Below are 19652 nucleotides of genomic sequence, written 5' to 3'. Positions count from 1 at the left end.
ATTTTTTCTCGTAATATAAAGAGGGAGAACCCTAATGGGTGCCATACGAGGACAAAAGGGAATCATGTTCAGAGTCTGTATTTCCGTTATTGTCCTCGCCTTCTCTACCCTAACCTTTTCCTGCCAATCCATCACACCTCTGAATTTACAGATGTTATTCGGTTCTTTTTTTGTATCCACAACCGGGCAAGGGTATGTCATTTACGAAGCTCCGAATTTTTTATTTACGAGTGAAAATGGAAGACAAGCAGAATTCACAATTCGTTTGAACATAGAGCCTAACAGTTCAGTAAGAATTGGCCCGATCACCGTCTCTGATCCCACGGAAGGTGTACTTTTATCCGCAACTTTTCTAGACTTTACAGAAGATAATTGGGACATACCACAAAGCATTCGTTTGGCGGGTGTTGATGATTTAATTGCAGATGGAAATCAAAGTTACAGAGTCCAACTAGGAACAACTTTGACTTCTGATATTCGATTTTCAGCACAAGGACTTCCTGTACTACTCGTTGTGAATACAGATGATGAAACGTCTGGAGTGGCAGCAAGTCCCACACTGGGACTCATCACATCCGAAACAGGAGAAACCGGAACCATTGCCTATGTATTACAAACAAGACCGATGCAAGATGTTACCATTCGGAATTTTGTTTCGAATGATACAACAGAAGCAACTGTCGCTGCAGTAGAACTAGTATTCACACCTAATAATTGGAATGTTCCTCAAACGGTTACTGTCACTGGTGTGGATGATTTCAGTGTAGATGATAGTACATTTCAAATTTCAGCTGACCCGACTGTTTCCAATGATCCAGCCTATATGGGAAAACCAATTCCCGTCATTACCGGTACCAATGTGGATGATGATGTGGCAGGATTTACCGTAGTCAATTTATCAGGACTCACTACCACAGAAGCAGGTGGGGCAGTGAGTTTTGCGGTTGTCATGAATACTTTGCCAACAAACTCAGTTACCATTCCATCAATTGTGGCCTCTCCGAGTTCAGAAGGTACAGCCTCACCATCCTCTCTTACCTTTGCACCTGGCGAATGGTTTACTCCAAAAATAGTCACAGTAACCGGAGTGAATGATTTTATCGTAGATGGTTCAAAAACAGTAACGATTGTTGTAGGTGCTGCGACTTCCGCAGATACAGATTACAATGGTTTGGCGGGGCCGGTATTTCCTTCTGTGACCAATACTGATGATGATATTCCGGGTTTTGTTCTTACTTCACCTGGTAGTTTGACCATTTCTGAAAATGGGGGGAATCTTTCCTTTGCCATACATCTTTTGTCCCAACCACCTCCAGGATTTACTGTAACCCTCAATGGAATTTCAGAAAACAATGCCATCACAAATAGTAGCACCGCAAACTTAGTTTTTACAAATGCCAATTGGAATGTAGACCAATACGTCAACATTACTACAAATAACAATGCCATAGATGAAGACACAAGGACTGTCACCTTACAGTTTGGTTCTGTGGATACTGGTGGGTCAGCTGATCCCGTTTATAATTCAGTATCTCCACCGACATCCGTTACCATTTTGGTAACAGATGATGACACTGCAGGATTTACAGTCACTCCCGTTGGTGGACTTTTGGTTCATGAAAATGGAACGCCATCCACAGAAACCTTTACCGTAGTCTTAAACTCACAACCCACAAACTCGGTAAGTATTCCAAGTATCACATCCAGCAATACTTCTGAAATTACGGTGTCTCCAGCATCTTTAAGTTTTACTACTGGGAATTGGAATACACCGCAAACTGTCACCATCACATCTGTGTTAGATGGAGTTGATGATGGAGACCAAAATGTGAATATCTCTTTTGGAAATTCTGTATCAACAGATACAAAATACAGTTCTATTTCTATACCGGCGGTAACAGCGATCAATACAGATAGCAACGAACCATTGGTACGCATCCAAAATTTATCCGCATCATCAATGTTAGAAAACGGAACTTCAACCATTACATTTGAAATCAGACTTTCCTTAAAACCCAATGCGAATGTAACCATCGGACCCATCACTTCCTCCGATGGAACAGAAGCGGTATTACTCAATAGTTCCGCAGGGGTTGCGGCTTCTCGTACACTCACTTTTACACCGACGAATGGCCAAGCCGCTAGTTATTCCGGGAATACAAGCGATAGTGGTTGGGATGTGGCCCAAGTGATTACAATCCGATCCGTTTCCGATTCTTTTGATGATGGGAATATTCCTGTTACTGTTCACATTCCACAAGCGAGTGGATCTTATTTTACAGGACTTTATCCTACTGGAACCCTTCCGGGTTATACAGAAGCTAGCGGTGATTTGGTGATTACTATCACGGACAATGATACTGTCGGTTTTACAATTTCATCAACAACACTCAATCTAACCGAAGGGGGGAGTGACGGAACGTTTACAGTTCGTTTGAACGCAGCACCTTGCGACACTCCCGCAAATTTATCTGCTTGTGCCACGGGATCGGTTACCATTCCGATCTCAGGAGAAACCTTTAACTTACCTGACAGCGTGCAGTATACTTTTTCACCAACAAGTTTGACCTTCAATCAAACCAATTTTTCTACAACACAAACTGTGACTGTGGTTGTAATCAATGATTCAATCAATGAAATTAATACAAGAACCCATACACTTACTCTCGGTGCCATCTCAGGATCAGGAACAGATTATGAAGGTATGAATCCATCCGACATTACGATCAACATTACTGATGATGACAATCCTTCACCGAGCATTCTTTTCACTCTCAATGCGGGGCAACCTTATTTCACCACCGAATCCGGACAATCGGCGATGTATAGCCTGAGACTCGGCAGTCGACCCATTCCTGGAAACCAAGTCACAGTTACATTGGCCACTTCTGATTCCACAGAAGGAATGATCAATGATGGAGGAACACCCGTTAGCTCCAAACAATATATCTTTGATGAAACAAATTGGAGTACATCCGTTCCTGTGGAAATCCAAGGTGTTCCCGATGCCTTAAGTGACGGGAATGTGAGTTATTCGGTGACTGTCAATGGAACAGAAACTGGATCAATGCCTTCTTGGTATGTAAGTTTTGTGGGAAGCACAGGAGATACCGCAACACTTGTCAACTATAGCATATCGGAAAATCCGGTGACAGTGGTCACACCAATTAGTATGACCAGGGCAGAAAACTCGGCAGCCTTCCCTATTTATATTCTCCTTAGCCAAGCACCGACAGACGACGTCACCGTTCCCGTTTCGGTAACAACTACCTTTCCTTGCCAGTTGATTGTGGCACCAAGTGTCCCCCAATTTTCTCTCTCGACAAGTTCTCTCACCATCACGAGCGCCAATTGGAATACCATTGGAGTACATAACACAATCATTGTGACACCTAACGACGATGCTGTGGATGATGGAAATGTATCTTGTCCAATAGTTGTTGGTGTCCTTTCCTCGACCGATGGATTTTACAACGGAGTGAATCCTTATCCATCTTCCAATTATCCGATGCTCACATTGGACGATAATGACAGTGCAGGAATCACAAGTTCTGGATTCACACCGGCGACAGTCGTCACTTCCCAATCGGGTGCTTCTTCTGAATTCTATATCCATTTGGATTCACAACCAACAGCGAACATCACTGTAAACTTTAATACAACTCCAGGTGGACTTGTGAGTTTTCCGACGGCTCCTCTTACCTTCACACCAAGTAATTTTGGTTCAGCCCAACTTGTCACTGTGACAGGCCTTGATACGGCCGCTGTTGGCGATGTAAGTTACACAATAACTTCAGTCGCCACATCAGGGGAAACCGGCACAGGATTCACACCTTCGGCGATTTATAGTGCGCTCACCCCTATTTCCATCTCTGCCACTCATATCAATTTTATATATGATATTGTTCCTTGCACCGATCCAAATCCAATGAATGCTTGCGGGACATCCGCGAATAGTTCCGGAGGATTTGTCACATCACCTAACTTAATCACTACGGAAATTGGCGGCCAATCGCGATTCCAAGTTCGGTTGCGTGCAAGACCCATCTCCAATGTTACCATTCCCGTATCCAGTTCGAATGTTGCTGAAGGAACCAGTTCCGTTTCTAGTTTGGTTTTTACAACAAGCGATTGGAATACTTACCAAAACGTGGTCCTCACGGGAGTGGACGACTTCCTTGTGGATGGAAATATGGCTTATTCGGTTTTATTTGGATCCCTCAGCGGTGGAGGGAGTGGGTTCAACGGAGAATCTTTACCGAATGTTTCTATCACCAATCAAGACAACGATTGATTCGAATCATACAAATTAAATAGACCAAACAATTGATCCAACTACTGCACGTAACCTTGTTTTTTTAAAATCTCTAAGGCATCGGTTCCCAATTCTTGTTTGGATGAATAAGATTTTTTTTGGCCACCCTCTTTCCAAAAATAAACTTTTGTTTTGGGAGTGATCACTGGTTTTTTTGTGCCTGACTCGTATAACAAATCACAGTTGGTCTGACAAGATGCCAAACTCACACCAAAATACCCTGTCAAAATTTCAGATTTGGGGATTTGTTTTTTAGAAAACCAAACAGTAAATTCTGGAAAACTGACATCGGGATACACTTCAAAACTAATTTCAAAAGGTTCTTTTCGTTTGGTTTGGATTTGTACCAACTTACCTGATTCTTTCAAAATAACATCCTCCGGGTAAGAGGCCATCCGAATGGTTCCACTTGGGACACGAATCTGAATTTCTGTATCCTTTGATTCCGGCTGGATCGATAGATGATACAAAGGGAGTTTCGGTTCCATCGAACGAATTTGTTTCCAAAACCTGAGAATTTTTTTTTCCAAATCAGGTTGTAATTTCATATCCCTTATGGCAGCAATGTTTGTGATTCTTAATGGATTTTCTTGGTTCGGATCTTTTTTGGAATCCGAATACAAATAAAACTCACTCCCCACGGAACCTTGCCAAAATTTTCCGAGTTCATGGAAACGGTAAGACCTTTGCAAAAGAAACTCATTTCCTTCTCCATACCCTTGCGTAAACCTAGTCTCCCCATAGTACGTTCGTTTTGTGGTTTCTGTATTTTCAATGAGTGATCGAAGTGATTTCCCTTGCACCGACCTAGGAATGTTTAACCCAGTATAATCCAAAATGGTTGGGTATAAATCAATCGACCTTGTCATAGCAGAAATCGATTGTTTCTGAGATTTACCCGGCAATTTAATTAATAGGGGAACATGGATGTTCTCCAAAAACAAATCTTGCCCATGGCCATAGTATGTATTGGTTCCCGTAAAAGGAGAAATCGCATGGGCCACATTCATCACCTCACCGTGGTCAGCTGTGATGAGGACAAGAGTCTTCTCCCAAAGATTTTTGTTTTTTAGTTCTAAAAAAACTTTCCCAAGTTCCTCATCCACAAAAGCAACTTCACCCAAATAATTCCTTTTTCGTTCATCCAAAATTTCTTTGGTTTGGATCCGATTGGTAAATCCTTCTGGTGGAGTGTAAGGTTTGTGCGGGTCGTTATAATTTAAAAACAAAAAAAACGGTTTTTGATCTACAGAAACTTCTTCTAATACTTCAAATGTTTTTTTAGTAATTTTTTTTGTGTCTTCGTTATAATTGGAAAAGTCGTATAACTGGTCAAAGCCGACGTCCACCCCCAATCCAAATTTATCTGTTAAAAATGGATTGTTCCCCACCATATAAGTCACAAAGGAATGGTCTTTCAAAAGTTTTGGCAGTGGACTTTTTTCTGTCCGATAAAATGCCTCTACCTCTGCTTTTGTGGTAGGATAATCCCAAAAATTAACAGGATTGGCTGACGCATACTTGCCTGTAAAAAACACCAAAGTGGAAGGCCTTGTCCAGGCTGCGTTCACTAAATGGTAATCGAAGGAAATCGCCTCTTTCTTCAACAAATCCAAGTTAGGTGTCACGCCGTAATGACCAATGATATCCCCTCTTAGGGAATCAATCACAATCCAAATGACATTCGGACGAGTTTGTTTAGAAATGGGACCAGATCCAGAACTAAGCCCTGAATCTGTTTTTTTACAAAGAATAAAGAAAAGAAAGAATATAAAAAAAGTGAGAAATTTAAAAGTTTGAAAAAAGTATTTAGATTTCAAGATTTAACATCAAACATCTGCAAGGCGGTAAGCCAAACACCAATCAAGATAAAAGCAATTCCAATCCACTGCGTCAAATTCAACCTTTCTTTAAAAAAGAGAGATGATGCAATGAGTACAATGATAAATCCACTAGAAGTAAACACAGGATAGGCGAGTGAGAGTTTCAAACCTTTCCCTAAAACATATCTGTATCCAAGGAGAGCCAAACCAAAACTTGCGAGCCCGCCAATAAAGTATGGATTAAAAACAGTAAAGATTGTATCCCAAAGACCACCTGACAACGTTTTGTGTTGGTCTTGTAAGGAAGATGATTTGATTAAAATATTAGCCAATGCGTTGAAGAATACGGCTATACAGAAGAAGAGGATGACCTGGAATTGCATGGGATAGAGACAAAATCCGATCTAAATCGGGAAGGGTCAAATAGAAAAATGAAACAAAAATCCTTTAGGTTCAGAAACTGGGAATGTGCTTACTTAGATTCGGAAACCCCGGGTCCCGTTCTCGTTTTCTGTCATGCCAATGGTTATAGTGCCGGCTGTTACAATTATTACTTTCAATTATTATCAAAACACTACCGAGTCATCGCTCCTGATTTTTTAGGACATGGACGCTCCGAGTTTAGTTTAAAATTTAATAATTGGAATGTGTTTCGAGACCAAATCCTCGCACTTCTCGACCATGAATCCATATCCAAAACAAATATCATTGGCCACTCACTCGGCGGTGCTTCCTCGTTACTTGCAGCAGCAAAAGAACCAGATCGTTTTGATAAAGTTTTAGCGATGGATCCCGTCATCTTAGGTTGGAAACTCATTTTTCTTTCTAAGTTTTTAGAAAACCCTTTGGCAAAAGGTGCCAAAAAAAGACGAACTCATTTCAAATCTATAGAGCTTGTTAGGCGGTCATTTCGAAAGTTCCCGGCCTTTGCCAACTTCGAACCATCCATCTTCGAAGATTATCTAAACTCTTGTTTTGAGAGTACTGGCCACGACGCAGAAGTCAAACTATGTTGTGATCCAAGAGTCGAAGCAAGGATCTTTAGCCACGCCCACTTCCATGTCTTCAAAAACTTTTATGGAATCAAAACAGAAAACCATATCGCCATCCCAGAAAAATTCGAAGTCTGTAGCCCGAAGTATGCCTACCTCCTAACAAAAAAACATCCCAAGTCCGATGTCACGATCTTCCCCGGCTTCACACATTTTTTTCCTTTCGAAAGACCAAAAGAAACTTGGGACTGGATGAAACGATGTTTGGAGATAAAGGAAAACTAAGATAGTTTTGGATAAGATTAAAGAATGGGGCGCCTCGAATTGGTTAGGTGAATTCAATACCAAACTGAAACGACCGCGCTTTCCGCTCCAATCTTTTGCATTCGCAAAAGGATTTCCGCTGCAATCGCTGGCGCGGGGGATTTATTTTTTATCTTCTTGTAAACAAAGGATTTGGTTACACTCAGCAATACAACCTTGCCTAGCCGATCCCGCGTTGCGATACTTTTCGGTAAATACAAACACAGCACTTGTACAGTTCGACATACACTGCTGTTTCTCTTTGCAATTCAAGTTTCCATTTTGACCAAACTTATCGTAAAATGGATGTACAGGTTTTTCTTTAGAAAAATCAATTTGGTCTTTCATCATTTTGCTTTCGGGAAATAAATCCAGACTTAATAGAGAGATGAGAAATACTGTCAGAATTAACGATCGTTTCAACATTCCCCCCCACCCCCTAAATATTAATCGCTTCCCCAAGCACCGCTGCGGCACTTTCCATAATTCCTTCCGATAACGTTGGATGTGCATGAATGGTGTTAGCAAGTTCTCGAACTGTGATTTCCATATTGGCACCTAGTGTCAGTTCTGCGATCATTTCAGTGGCGCCACTTCCTATAATATGGGCTCCTAGAATTTCCCCGTGTTTTTTATCAGAGACAATTTTTACCATTCCTGTTGTATCCCCTTGGGCCTGTGCTCGACCACTCGCGGTGAAAGGAAATTTACCAACAGTGATTTCATATCCCATGGCTTTTGCTTTTTCTTCCGTAAGGCCCACACTTGCCACTTCTGGATGGCAATACGTACATCCTGGAATATAAGAATAGTTGAGTTTGGAAATTTGTAGATGATGGGGGTTACCGACTCGCACAGAGATATCTTCTGCCGCACGAATCCCTTCGGCACTGGCCACATGAGCAAGAGCCGGGGTAGCAATACAATCCCCAATGGCATAAATATGATCCACCGTCGAACGGTAGTTTCCGACAAAATCCACAAATCCATTTTTTAGTTTGATTCCAATTTCATCTAAACCAATATTACTAGTATTAGGCGATATTCCCACCCCAACTATCACCTTATCAAAGTTTAACTTTTCTTTTTTTGCCGATTTACGATCTAACAAAATAAGTTCCACTCCCGCATCGGTGACGGAAGCCGTTTCCACTCCATGGCTTAGATACTGTTCAATCCCTCGTTTTTTAAAACTTCTTTCTAAAACACCAGAAATTTCCAAATCTTCATTGGGAAGTAAATGGTCTTGGAATTCAATGACGGTTACCTTAGAACCCATACTCGCATAAAAATCGGCGAACTCCACTCCAATGGCACCTGCTCCAATGATGGCAAGGTTTGGAATCACCTTTGGTTCAATCATGGCATCTCTTGCAGATAACACACGTTTGCCGTCAAAAGGCAAAAAAGGGAGGGCTTTGTTTTTGGCACCCACAGCTAAAATGTAAAAATCGGAAGTATATGTGGAAACTTCTCCGGAACTCGGCTTCACTTGGATAGTTTTAGAATTAAGAAAACTAGCCTCACCACTGACCACGGTGATTTTGTTTTTCTTCATGAGAAACTCAACACCCTTGGCCATTTGGTCTGCCACAGACCGAGAACGTTTGATGACAGCATCAAAATCGGCTTTGATATTGTCGCAGGACAAGCCGAAACTGGCTGCATGTTTTAAATGTTCTAATACATGTGCACTTTCTAACAGGGCTTTGGTGGGAATACAACCCCAGTTCAAACACACTCCACCGAGTTTTTCGCGTTCCACAATACAAGTTTGTAAACCTAATTGTGCGGCACGGATGGCAGCGACATAACCGCCGGGCCCTCCTCCAATGACGATGACTTGGAAATGGTTTGGACTAGACATAGGTTCTCCCGATAGATTGGGATACCGTACGAAAAAAAGAAAGTCAAGACCTCTTTTTAGCTACGATGAGCATCCTTGCGCCGGTTTTTATATATTTTTCACCGTCGTAGTTGCTATAAACATGGAGAACATCAAACTTATTATCGTCTAAGAAATTTCGAACTTGTGGAAAATGAAACACACGCATAGTATGTTTGTCTTTTAAATCTTTCTGGTTTAGATTATATACATAGTTCACTTCTACAATGGCCACGTCATCTGCTCTTGTTAGTCGAAATCCTCGATTCCTACGAATGGATGTTGCCCCTTGGCGCACATTACTCACAGTGGTGATGGGTTTTCGTTTGATTCTGTGTATTGGATCAGCATTCCAAATCTCTAAAACCAAAAGACCTGCCTGTTTTAAGTTTTTATGACAATTCCGCAAAAAATTTTGAACTAAATCATCGTTGATGAGATAATTAAAGGTTCCATATAAACAAATGACGGCGTCAACTGGTTGTTTGGCGACATATGCTTCCATTTTACCCAATTCAAATTGGCAATGAGGAAATCGGACTTTGGCAATTTCCAACATCCGTGGCGAACCATCTACACCGAGTGGTTTAAAACCCATTCCCTGTAGTTCTTTGATATGTTCCCCTGTCCCACAACCGATGTCTAATACTGTGTGTATTTTATGTCGCTTAAATGTATCCCGAAGGAAGAGGATCTCTTCCGAAAACTTGCGGCTTGCTTCTTCGATGGTAAAATAGTATTCGGCCAATTCGGAATAGAGTTTCATTTGCCCCTAGCGGAAAGGGAAAATCAGTTCAGCGAATCCCCATTTTACCCGTTATAGTAAGTAACGGCTAAGTAACCATGAAACGATATACAATTCCTACAATTTTTTTTATCATTGGTGTCATCCTTCAATATACATTTTATTTTTCCTGGGTGAGTTTTACTCTCCTCACGGTTTCTTGTTTGTTACTCACTTTGTTTTTATATAGTTTGGATTTCCAAAAACCAGAATCGGTTTTTTCCCAATCTAGTCGTAATGCAGATCCAAACTATTCATTAGATCCAACACCAAAACCAGATATCGTATTTGATACAGATTCCTCTTTACCAATCGAAGCATCCAATGCAGAACCAAAACCAAAAGAAATTCTTTGGAAAAAGGATCCAGTTTTGCTTGCAAGAGAATCTATCCATTCAGAAACAAGGGCAGTGTTTTGTGAAACAGTCAAAGAGTTTCCATTTCCATTTTTAACTGAAAAACTTACCTCCATCCAATATTTTTATTTTGATGGAAACGAATTTAAAGAATGTTATTGGCAAAAAGCGGGAATGATGGTGGAGACCGATGACAATCCTGTGGAATGGGAAGAATACGAAGAAGGAAGAATCAAAGAGCTTCTTCCTGCCATTTCATTCGATAAACGAAAGTTATACATTCCTCTAACAATGAATGCACATTTATTTGGATTTTTATGTTTTTCAACTAAAGAATCTTGGAAGGAATCGGATATACAATCCTACTGGGAAAAGTCAACTATCATTTCTGAAAAGATTATGACCAAAAGAGAATATGCAAAAGTAACGAAACATCCTATTTCAAAACTTTTTAATGTATCTCACTTTTACGGGATGGCTAAATCAACATATGAATCAAAAGAAAAAGTTACTCTAATTCTTTTTAAATTCATTGATACCAACTTCCAATCAGAAATTGCCATTGGCCTAAATTTACTCGGAAAACAAAATGCAGTCCTTGGTTTAGGTTTGTACCAATTAGAAGATAACTTATATGCAAGTATCATTTCCAATGACAAACTTGATGATTTTTCTGATTTTTTCAAACAGTTCATTGAAGAACTCGATAGTCTGGGATATCCATCAGAGGTGGCTCTCGGTTTCTCTAACTTATCCAATACCGAAATCAAATTTGATATTTGGATCAAAGTCGCATACAAATCATTAGAAGAGAGTATCCTCTACCACGCAGCCTAAATGGATCCATTAATTGACGAAAAGTTTATCCTGACAGTTTCGCAAGTATTACCGGAACATTTTCAAAAAACGCTTTTGGTTTATGCAGAAAGAGAAGCGTATGGTCCTTCCAAAAATGAAGGTTTATGTTTTGAAAATTGTACTCTTGTTGAATTTGTGGGTGATATCAATGGAAAAGTTTATCTTGCATTGGATGGATATACAAAACTAAAACTCCTACCAAAAATTGCCAAAGCATTTCAAATCGATCCAACATCCCGATCTCATTCCGCTTCCATCATGATGGAATTTGCAAACCAAATCGCTGGAAAATTAATTACAGAAATGAGACTGGGGCGTTACGAAATCGATATCTTACCACCTGAAAACTTAAATCATAAACTCGTTCCTATATCCTTAGAACATTTTCGCCAATACATACTTATCTTTAATCTTAAAGAAAGAAGAGGCGAAGAGTATATGGGTAGGTTGTATTTGATTTTATTGTTGGAAAAATTCCCTACTCCCCAAAAGTAAAGTCGAATGAAACCTTATGTTTTGGCAATCCCACTCGTCTTGAGTTATGCAGGATTGAAACAAAAAAAAGCATTAGAACTTAAAGAACTTCGTTTGCCGGACACGGGCCGAAGGATCTTTCATTTTTATCCAGTAGGCAAAAATCCAGAATCTTTACCGGGTGTATACATCCAACATGGAATGAGTGCCATGGGCATTGATGATCCAAGAATTGTAGAACTTGCTGAAAACATTGCTAGTTCCAATCACAGTGTCATTTTGCCAGAACTTCCCGAAGTAAAGGGTTTAAAAATCGAAGAAAAAACAATTTCCAACATTCAAAGTTTAATGATGGAAATATACTCCACCAAACAATTATTTGATGGAGAAAAATTAGGATATTTATCTGCGAGTTTTTCTGCGGGAATGGGTCTCATTGCAGCTTCCAAATCCAATACAAAAAACAAAATTAAATCTTCCATGGCCATTGGAGCCTATTGTGATTTTTTAGATACAGTACCTTTCGTATTTTCTAACTACGAAATTGATCCGTACGCTGTGTACGTCATTCTCTACAATTTTATTCATTGTTTTGAACCAACACTGGCCGAAGAATTACAACCAGTGTATTACGAAGCTGCCTTAGACAATGGACTCAAACGAATAGGAAAGGATGCCCTAACAGAAACTTTGCTCAGTCGTAATTCTCCCCGTGCCAAAGAATTTTTTTTCCAAGTAGGAGCGGATAGAAAATTTCGTAAGGAGCTTGCGAAACGAGTCCTGGACACTGTTCCTAAAAACCTTCCCGAAAATCTTTCTCCATTTTACCAATTGGAGTCCTTGGATGGCCCGGTCTCCCTCTTACATGGAAAAACGGATCCTGTGATTTCACCCACCGAATCTAAAAAACTCACCCTTCTCTTTCAAAAAAAACAGATACCTTATGTCTACCGCACTTCCACTGCCCTCACCCACGGGGACAGCCTCCCTCTCCATTCGCAAATTTTTGGAGTCCCGGCCCTACTCCAGACTTTCGGAAGTTTTCTATATTGGCTCGACCGATAGAAATTCTCGTTTCTACTAAAAAATATGCCGATACTTTTAACAGAATGGACGTTAAAAATGCACCGGACTTCAATCCGGAAAGGGGACTGAAAATCCAAATCTCCGAGGATCGACTTACAGCAACTTTGGTGGCAAAACCAATTTGGTTGTTAGGCGGTTCTATGAGCAATATATTGATTTATGAAGCTCTAGACAATGCGTCCATTCATAGGGATCGAATTTTGATGAAAGAGGTAGATAAAGCCGCTCTCGAAATCGATAAAATTCTCAAAGATCCCACAAAAGTAAAAGACGATTTTGAATTTATTGTAGCACAAGGAAATCCCGCCAAACAAGGTGAAAGTGGTTGGATCAAGTTTTATTTCCCAAGAGCACAACGAGTTGTTTTAAAAGACGATGGTTCTGCTGATTATAGAAATATTAATAAATATGTTCACGTAAAAGAAGGCGAAAGACTTGCCACCTTGTTTGAAGGAATTGCCGGCGAACAAGGAATTGATGTTTTAGGAAATCCAATTTATCCCAATCCTATCGATAGACCAAGACTCACCTTGGGAAAAAACGTTCTCCCAAAAACAGTAGAAGATCCTGAAAAACCAGGGAGACAACTCAAAGAATATTTTGCTTCTTTAAGTGGGGTTGTATTTTCCACAGACACTTCTCTCACTGTATCTCCAGAATTAAATATTGAAAGTAATATTGGACTCGGAACTGGAAACATCAACTTCGAAGGAACCATTCGTGTGAAGGGAACTATTGAAGAAGGTGCCATTGTCAATTGCCAAGGTTCTTTGTACCTAGATGGAAACGTAGAATCTTCAGACGTTGTTGTGGGTGAAGACCTAGAAGTCAAAGGTGGAGTGAAAGCCAAAGGCAAAGGTGTCATTCGAATCAAAGGGGACTTACGTACTAAGTTCATTGAAAATGCAAATCTCGAAATTGATGGCGATTGTATTGTTGAGAATTTTATTTTAGGAAGTAAAATCCTTTGTTTAGGAAACGTAATCCTTACAGGTGAATCTTCTTCTATCATTGGATCTGATATCATTTCTTACCAAGGAATTACAGTGTCATCATTGGGTTCCACTGCCCAAATGGATACAGTTGTCGAAGTGGGATTTCACTTTAGAAACGATAGATTATTGACCGAAGGTAGTGCTCGACTTGCCGAATTTGAAAGAGAGTTAGAAGCACTGGTTCCTGAAATTCAAAAAATTAAAGAAGTAGTGCAAAGATCTCGCGGCAAATTAGATGATGCGAGAAAAGAAAAGTTCAAAGAAATCTTTGATGCTTATCAGAAAAAAAGTAAAACGGTTGAATTATTAAAGTCAAAAATTGAAGAACTAAAAGGTGCGCGTTATAACCAAGACAATGTGAAAGTTGTTGTCCGTAACACAGCTCATATTGGTGCAGTTATCAAATACCGACGACAAGTGGAAAAAATCACAAAAGCACAAACTGCATTTGTGATGAACTTTTTCCCAAATCAAGAAAAAGCTATGTTAACTGCTTTCAAAGGAAAATAACCTAATAGCGATTACAGCTTTAATCCCAATTTTTTTAACTTGGGAAAAATCACATAGTGGCAGTATGGATTCTGCGGATTCAGCGTGAAATAATCTTGGTGATAATCTTCAGCAGGATAAAATTCTGGTGCTGGTGTAATTTCTGTCACAATGGGATCAGGAAAAAGAAATGCATGTTTTCGTTTCGACTCTACTGCTAATTCTTTTTGATTTTCATTCAAATAAAATATAACGGACCTATACTGTGTACCCACATCATTCCCTTGGCGATTGAGTGTTGTAGGATCGTGAGAGGCCCAAAAAACTTCTAAAATTTTTGAGTAGGATATAATCTCTGGGTCAAATTCTATTTCTATGACCTCTGCATGACCCGTAGTTCCCGTACAAATTTCTTTATAGGTTGGATTGGGAGTCGACCCACCGGCGTATCCAGATCTTACAGAAATTACTCCGGGAATCCTAAGATACACCGCTTCTGTACACCAAAAACACCCACCACCTAAAATTACTTTTTCCGTCATACAGTCTTTAGACGAACCGAAATCTCCTCTGGTACAAAACATCCAAATTCTGTGATGAAGTTTTTGATTAAGTGAGCTTTTGTTACATCAAAAGAAGGATTGAGGGCCCTTGCACCGATCGGTGAAGTTTTCCCTTCAGGAAATAAATACTTTCCATCCTCAGTTTTTAAAAAATCAAATTGTGTCACTTCTGTTTCTTTTCGCATTTCGATGGGAATTTCATCCCCTGTTTTCAAATTCAAATCAAAACTATCTTTTGTGGCACAGACATAAAAAGGGACTCCATGTTCCTTTGCGACTATCCCTAAATTGTATGTTCCGATTTTGTTTGCTGTGTCTCCATTGGCAGCGACACGGTCACAACCAACAATTACTGCATCGATTTTTCTATGATTCATAAGCCAACCAGACATTCCGTCAGTAATGATATAACATTCGATGCCTTCTTCCATCATTTCAAATGCGGTGAGTCTAGAACCTTGTAAAAAAGGCCTTGTTTCATCTGCATATACAACAACCTTTTTCCCTGCATCCCGTAAACTTCGAATGACCCCAAGAGCAGTACCATGGCCTGCGGTTGCTAATGCTCCCGTATTACAATGAGTGATGATGTGAAATTCAGTTTGGTTTTGATTAAAAAGAGAAAGTCCATTTCCACCTAACGCTTTATTGGCGGCTAAATCAAGCTCCACCATCTCTTCCGCATATGATTCCCATGTTTCTGATATTAAACCCCAATCATTGATTCCCTGAACGCGATTTTTTGCTTCACGAATTGCATAACTCAAATTGACTGCAGTAGGGCGAGATTCCAAAACAGAAGACAGTAAGGTTTCAATTTCTTTTGTGGTTGCCATTCCCGACCGCGACTTCGCCCCTAAGGTAAGACCAAAAACTCCTGTGATGGCAATGGCAGGTGCTCCCCTAACAGCCATTTCACGAATGGCCGAAATGGTTTCTTCTACAGACACTATTTTTAAAAATTCTTTTTTTCCAGGTAAGATTCGTTGGTCGAGAAGTTCCAAATGGGTGGATTTCCATTGGATCGGTAAAAATTCCGGATGAGTCATCGATCCATTTTTTTGGTGCGATGCAGAAAAAAAATACAAAAACAGGTTGACAGATTCCTGTGCAGCGCACAAAAAGGAGTGGTGCAATGCACAAAACAATACCGAAAAAAGGAAAATGAAAATGGAACAACAAGTAAAAGACGGATTAAACTTCATCCTAGGCGCAGTGAACACAGCAAAAGTAGAGGCTGAAAAAGCTTTCTCTAACATCAACACTGGATTTCAATCTTTAGCTGCAAAAGGTGCACAAGACCAAAGCGAAGTTTCTGTAAATCTTAGAAAATACCTTCAAGAAGGAATTTCTCAAGTTGAAACAATCATCGGAAAAGCAAACACTGTTGTTGCTGAAACTAAAGCGAAAGTAGCAACTGTTACATCTAAAGCTTAATCAAAATTCATTTTAATTAAAACCCGGATACTTTACCTCTATCCGGGATTTTTTTTATGAATATTTCTTTCCATTCTTTCCAATACTCACCCAATTCATTTACAAAATAAATTTCCAAAGCGTTTAAGTCGGAAAAACTTTCATAATTGATTTCAAACGAAGTGAAATTTTTCGCTGCTGAAGTTAAAAGTTTTGTTCGGAATATATCAACCAACTCCAAACGGAATTCCTGAAACATTCGATCCATACTGATTTCAAAATGAGTAAAGAGTTTTTCTAGGGCGTTAACAAATATATGATCTGCGGCTAAAAAGGAAAACTCCACAGAATCTTTTGCAATTTCTACAAAGAGAGTTTCCCATAAATCTGCCAATACACTTTCTTTGTTTTTACAATCATAAGCTTGGCAAATGGAAGCACCATAAAAAGAAAAATTTTGGCTTTTGGGATCCCCTGTAAAAATCGGATGGATCATACAACCAATTCGTTGTTTGGTGGCATCAACATATCCCAAAAAAGGACAGTTATAAGTCATCTCATCTTTTTTAGGAATCTGTGTTTCTTTAGTTTCTCTATCTTTACGATAAATAGGAAAACTATGCCTAACTTCAAAATTGACTGTGGACTGAAATTCTGAAGTTCGTTCAGTTAATAAAGATTTAAATTCTTTAGGAGATAATTTTAAATTAAATAAGCCACAACAGGCACCGCATGATACGTTACCTAAATCTGGATGGCATAAACTCAACTCTGCTTAGCTCCTGGAGCAAAAGGAATGAGACCATTAAACACCAACTCTAAATCTCCCGTTTCTTTGCGTTCCTTAAAATATGTTGGAAAAGGAATTACAATCTTACGATTTTCATGAACTAACACAAGATTTCCTTTGTGTTTCGATAGTTGTTCTTGTAATTTATCTTTTGAACCTGGAGAAGACGGATATAAATAGGCAGGTTTGATCCCTTTAAAATAAAAATGTGGATTATGATTTTCAGATACCAAAAGAACACTCACTTTCTCCAATTCTGAAAATTCGAGTAACATGTTTTCCAAAAAGAACTGCATAATGATTTGGTAAGATTCTATTTCTTCTTCTTTCACCTCATCCTGTTCCCAAGATTCCATCCATCCAACCATTTTAAAAATGGTTTCTTTTTGTTCGTGTAAAACAGGTAAAGCAGCTTCTAATATACTTGAAATTTTAAGTTTTTGAAAATCCCAAACACATCCATATACTAGTTCCCACCACTTACGAAGTGATACCGCATCATCCGGGTTATTCGGGATTGATTTGTTCATTGCATGAGCTGCATGATCACTGAAAACCATCATTCCAACAACTTGACTGATTGCTTCAAACAATTTAATCAAATTGATTAAATTACTTTTGTCGATGGATTTTGCCTTGTTGGATTTGATTAACTTTGAATAAGCAACTGCAATAGGAGTGGGGTAAAATTCGATTACTGAAGTTGGATTTAGAATTTTTGCAGAATGAAAATTTCTTCTATCTTTTACAAATAATGAAAAATCAGGATTTCCATATAATGAATAGTTTGCCCAAGTTAAGTCATTAGCATGATAATTTCGTCTTGCAAACTCTTTGGATAAGTATAACGACTCACCCACAGATTTATCAGAAAATAAAAAAGTATAAAATCGAACTGTAAAATCAATTGTTCTTTCGTTGTCTAAAATTTCCCAATTGGTTCCAACAAAAGTTTTGATTCCTGCAGTCAAAAAGGCGCCTGCATACTGATTTAAAATATTTGGATTTAATTTTTTACCAGCAGCCTTAGCTGACATACAAGAATTAGAAAATACAAGATCTGTATCAATTCCCGTTGATTTGATTTCGCGGGCTTTTAGTACCTTTCCATCTGACAACAACCAACCATTTTCCAATGAATCATCAGAAAAGTGAAGATGTCCTGAATAATGTATGATATGTTTGTCTTTAATTAGAGATAGTAACTTTAGTTTGGTGACTTGTTTGCCACCAATAAATTCAAGTTCCAACAAATGAGTGGGAACCTTTTGGCTAAGAACGGAAAATAAAACCTCACCTTCTTTTTGGGCATGTGGAAGATCTTCTGTAGGATCTGCAATGATGAGCATCTTGATCTTACGATTTTCCTGGTGTGTGGGACGATGTAATCCTCCCCGAATTGTTTTTCCTATTCTGAATTTATCAGAAAGAAAACTAGCCCCATCATGTAATAGTTCCCAAGGAATGAGAGCAAGAGCTGGATCAATATTAAAATGAATGCTATGTTTCGTTGTATTTTTTAATTTTTCAATAATGGAAGAAGGAAAAAACTGTTGGTAAAAAGTTTCACCGAGAACTTTTAAATCTTGAAGGATGTCAGCATTGAGAATTTGGTTTGGATTGGAAAGAACCGATTGAGAAACATGGACTAACCTTTCCACCTCTCCCAAATATTCAAAAATTAAATCATCATCTAACGTAGATTGGATATGGGATTCCTCTACTGGAAGATTATCCTCCAAGACATTGAAGATATTTACGTTACCAACTCTATCAATGATTAGGGAGAGCATGCTCCCATGAAGTTATCCAACAAGGATAGACAAGTCAAACGATTTTGATTGGCCGGGGCCTACAAACTCAATGGTGTAACTACCAGGGACTAGCCCGGAAAAACTAGCACTGCCTTCTAAATTGATTTTACTAGAAAGAATGAACCGGCCGTCCCGACGTAAGTTGACTTGTTGGAAGGCAGGAGTCCCCTCTGCTTTGACAGAAAGATAAACTTCTCCCTGGTTTTCTTTTACAATTTGGTAGTAGAACTTTTGGTTTTCGCTGGTGGTTTCCTCAAAGATAACAGAGTTCGCTTCGCCAGAACGAACCTCGGCAGATGCCGAACGCATGGAAGGTGCAAATTCAAAACTCTCTTTGATTTGTAAACTTTCAACAAGACTATCGATCACTCGAACTCCTGTTTGTGTGAGGCGAACAATGAGACTGTCTTTTTTTTCAGGAAGGATAAGGTTATTGCGAGTGTATTCTTTTAAAAATTCGGGAAGTGGAAGAGCAGCTTTTCCCATTGTCAGATCAGCTTTGGCAAGGTCCCAAGACTCTGCGAACGGGTGGTTTTCCACTAATTCTTGGCGCATACTAGCAAAGAATGCCTCTTCGCAAAACCAGAATGCGTCGAGTAAATCAGGATGATTTTGCAACTCACCCTCACTCGGGAATTCTCCTCGGATAAATAATTCCCTAGCTTGTTCCAGTACTTCTGCGTTAAAACCCTGATCTTCCATGTCAAAC

Annotated in this window: 17 protein-coding genes; 7 read left to right on the top strand and 10 right to left on the bottom strand. The window is 39.3% G+C overall.

Annotation, left to right across the window (positions count from 1 at the left end; genetic code table 11):
* The first annotated feature begins 34 nt into the window (after nucleotides 1-34).
* Complete coding sequence (locus tag CH364_RS17745) at nucleotides 35-4294, top strand: beta strand repeat-containing protein (RefSeq protein WP_100744131.1); 4260 nt, start codon at nucleotides 35-37, stop codon at nucleotides 4292-4294.
* A 41-nt stretch (nucleotides 4295-4335) separates the two neighbouring features.
* Here CH364_RS17745 and CH364_RS17740 read toward each other — a convergent pair whose 3' ends face one another.
* The gene (locus CH364_RS17740) at nucleotides 4336-6135 is read right to left on the bottom strand and encodes a sulfatase (protein WP_100744130.1); all 1800 of its coding nucleotides are present in this window, start codon (nucleotides 6133-6135) and stop codon (nucleotides 4336-4338) included.
* Nucleotides 6132-6521, bottom strand: a complete 390-nt coding sequence (locus CH364_RS17735; protein WP_100744129.1) for a DMT family transporter — start codon at nucleotides 6519-6521, stop codon at nucleotides 6132-6134. The genes CH364_RS17740 and CH364_RS17735 overlap by 4 nt, the downstream gene beginning before the upstream one ends.
* On the opposite strand from CH364_RS17735, the gene CH364_RS17730 reads away from it, so the two are divergent.
* Nucleotides 6516-7415 carry an alpha/beta fold hydrolase gene (locus CH364_RS17730; protein ID WP_100744128.1) on the top strand — a complete coding sequence of 300 codons (900 nt, stop codon included), beginning with the start codon at nucleotides 6516-6518 and terminating at the stop codon, nucleotides 7413-7415. The two genes, CH364_RS17735 and CH364_RS17730, sit on opposite strands and share 6 nt — an antisense overlap.
* Before the next feature lie 141 nt (nucleotides 7416-7556).
* On the opposite strand, the gene CH364_RS17725 is transcribed toward CH364_RS17730, so the two are convergent.
* From CH364_RS17725 to CH364_RS17715, 3 genes are read right to left on the bottom strand one after another with little or no spacing between them, the layout of a single operon-like run.
* Complete coding sequence (locus tag CH364_RS17725; RefSeq protein ID WP_243401372.1) at nucleotides 7557-7859, bottom strand: hypothetical protein; 303 nt, start codon at nucleotides 7857-7859, stop codon at nucleotides 7557-7559.
* A 13-nt stretch (nucleotides 7860-7872) separates the two neighbouring features.
* On the bottom strand, nucleotides 7873-9300 hold the full coding sequence (lpdA, locus tag CH364_RS17720; RefSeq protein ID WP_100744127.1) for a dihydrolipoyl dehydrogenase: 1428 nt from the start codon (nucleotides 9298-9300) through the stop codon (nucleotides 7873-7875).
* A 43-nt stretch (nucleotides 9301-9343) separates the two neighbouring features.
* Entirely contained in the window at nucleotides 9344-10084 is a 741-nt protein-coding gene (locus tag CH364_RS17715) for a class I SAM-dependent DNA methyltransferase (protein ID WP_100720525.1), read from the bottom strand.
* A gap of 77 nt (nucleotides 10085-10161) precedes the next feature.
* On the opposite strand from CH364_RS17715, the gene CH364_RS17710 reads away from it, so the two are divergent.
* The 4 genes from CH364_RS17710 to CH364_RS17695 are packed head-to-tail and all read left to right on the top strand — an operon-like array spanning nucleotide 10162 to nucleotide 14381.
* Entirely contained in the window at nucleotides 10162-11295 is a 1134-nt protein-coding gene (locus tag CH364_RS17710) for a hypothetical protein (RefSeq protein ID WP_100744126.1), read from the top strand.
* Nucleotides 11296-11811: a chemotaxis protein CheX gene (locus CH364_RS17705; protein WP_100744125.1), complete on the top strand. Its 516-nt coding sequence runs from the start codon at nucleotides 11296-11298 to the stop codon at nucleotides 11809-11811.
* 6 nt (nucleotides 11812-11817) lie between these two features.
* Nucleotides 11818-12855 carry an alpha/beta hydrolase gene (locus tag CH364_RS17700; protein ID WP_100744124.1) on the top strand — a complete coding sequence of 346 codons (1038 nt, stop codon included), beginning with the start codon at nucleotides 11818-11820 and terminating at the stop codon, nucleotides 12853-12855.
* Between the two features lie 44 nt (nucleotides 12856-12899).
* On the top strand, nucleotides 12900-14381 hold the full coding sequence (locus tag CH364_RS17695) for a DUF342 domain-containing protein (protein WP_100744758.1): 1482 nt from the start codon (nucleotides 12900-12902) through the stop codon (nucleotides 14379-14381).
* Between the two features lie 11 nt (nucleotides 14382-14392).
* Here the strand turns inward: CH364_RS17695 and msrA are convergent, their stop codons facing one another.
* Both msrA and mtnA read right to left on the bottom strand, forming a co-directional pair.
* Complete coding sequence (msrA, locus tag CH364_RS17690) at nucleotides 14393-14902, bottom strand: peptide-methionine (S)-S-oxide reductase MsrA (RefSeq protein WP_100744123.1); 510 nt, start codon at nucleotides 14900-14902, stop codon at nucleotides 14393-14395.
* Entirely contained in the window at nucleotides 14899-15972 is a 1074-nt protein-coding gene (gene mtnA, locus CH364_RS17685) for an S-methyl-5-thioribose-1-phosphate isomerase (protein WP_100744757.1), read from the bottom strand. The genes msrA and mtnA overlap by 4 nt, the downstream gene beginning before the upstream one ends.
* Nucleotides 15973-16093: 121 nt before the next feature.
* Between mtnA and CH364_RS17680 the strand changes: the two genes are divergently transcribed.
* Entirely contained in the window at nucleotides 16094-16360 is a 267-nt protein-coding gene (locus CH364_RS17680) for a sigma-54 down-regulated protein (RefSeq protein ID WP_035983335.1), read from the top strand.
* Between the two features lie 16 nt (nucleotides 16361-16376).
* Here the strand turns inward: CH364_RS17680 and CH364_RS17675 are convergent, their stop codons facing one another.
* From CH364_RS17675 to CH364_RS17665, 3 genes are read right to left on the bottom strand one after another with little or no spacing between them, the layout of a single operon-like run.
* On the bottom strand, nucleotides 16377-17108 hold the full coding sequence (locus CH364_RS17675) for a hypothetical protein (RefSeq protein WP_100744122.1): 732 nt from the start codon (nucleotides 17106-17108) through the stop codon (nucleotides 16377-16379).
* Nucleotides 17105-18922, bottom strand: coding sequence for a CHAT domain-containing protein (locus CH364_RS17670; RefSeq protein WP_100744121.1), 1818 nt, complete (start codon nucleotides 18920-18922; stop codon nucleotides 17105-17107). The genes CH364_RS17675 and CH364_RS17670 overlap by 4 nt, the downstream gene beginning before the upstream one ends.
* A gap of 12 nt (nucleotides 18923-18934) precedes the next feature.
* Nucleotides 18935-19645: a hypothetical protein gene (locus CH364_RS17665; RefSeq protein WP_100744120.1), complete on the bottom strand. Its 711-nt coding sequence runs from the start codon at nucleotides 19643-19645 to the stop codon at nucleotides 18935-18937.
* Between the last annotated feature and the right edge of the window lie 7 nt (nucleotides 19646-19652).

This window comes from Leptospira harrisiae, from assembly GCF_002811945.1.
In the GTDB taxonomy this organism is placed as follows: domain Bacteria; phylum Spirochaetota; class Leptospiria; order Leptospirales; family Leptospiraceae; genus Leptospira_A; species Leptospira_A harrisiae.
This window is presented reverse-complemented; position numbering and strand designations above follow the sequence as displayed.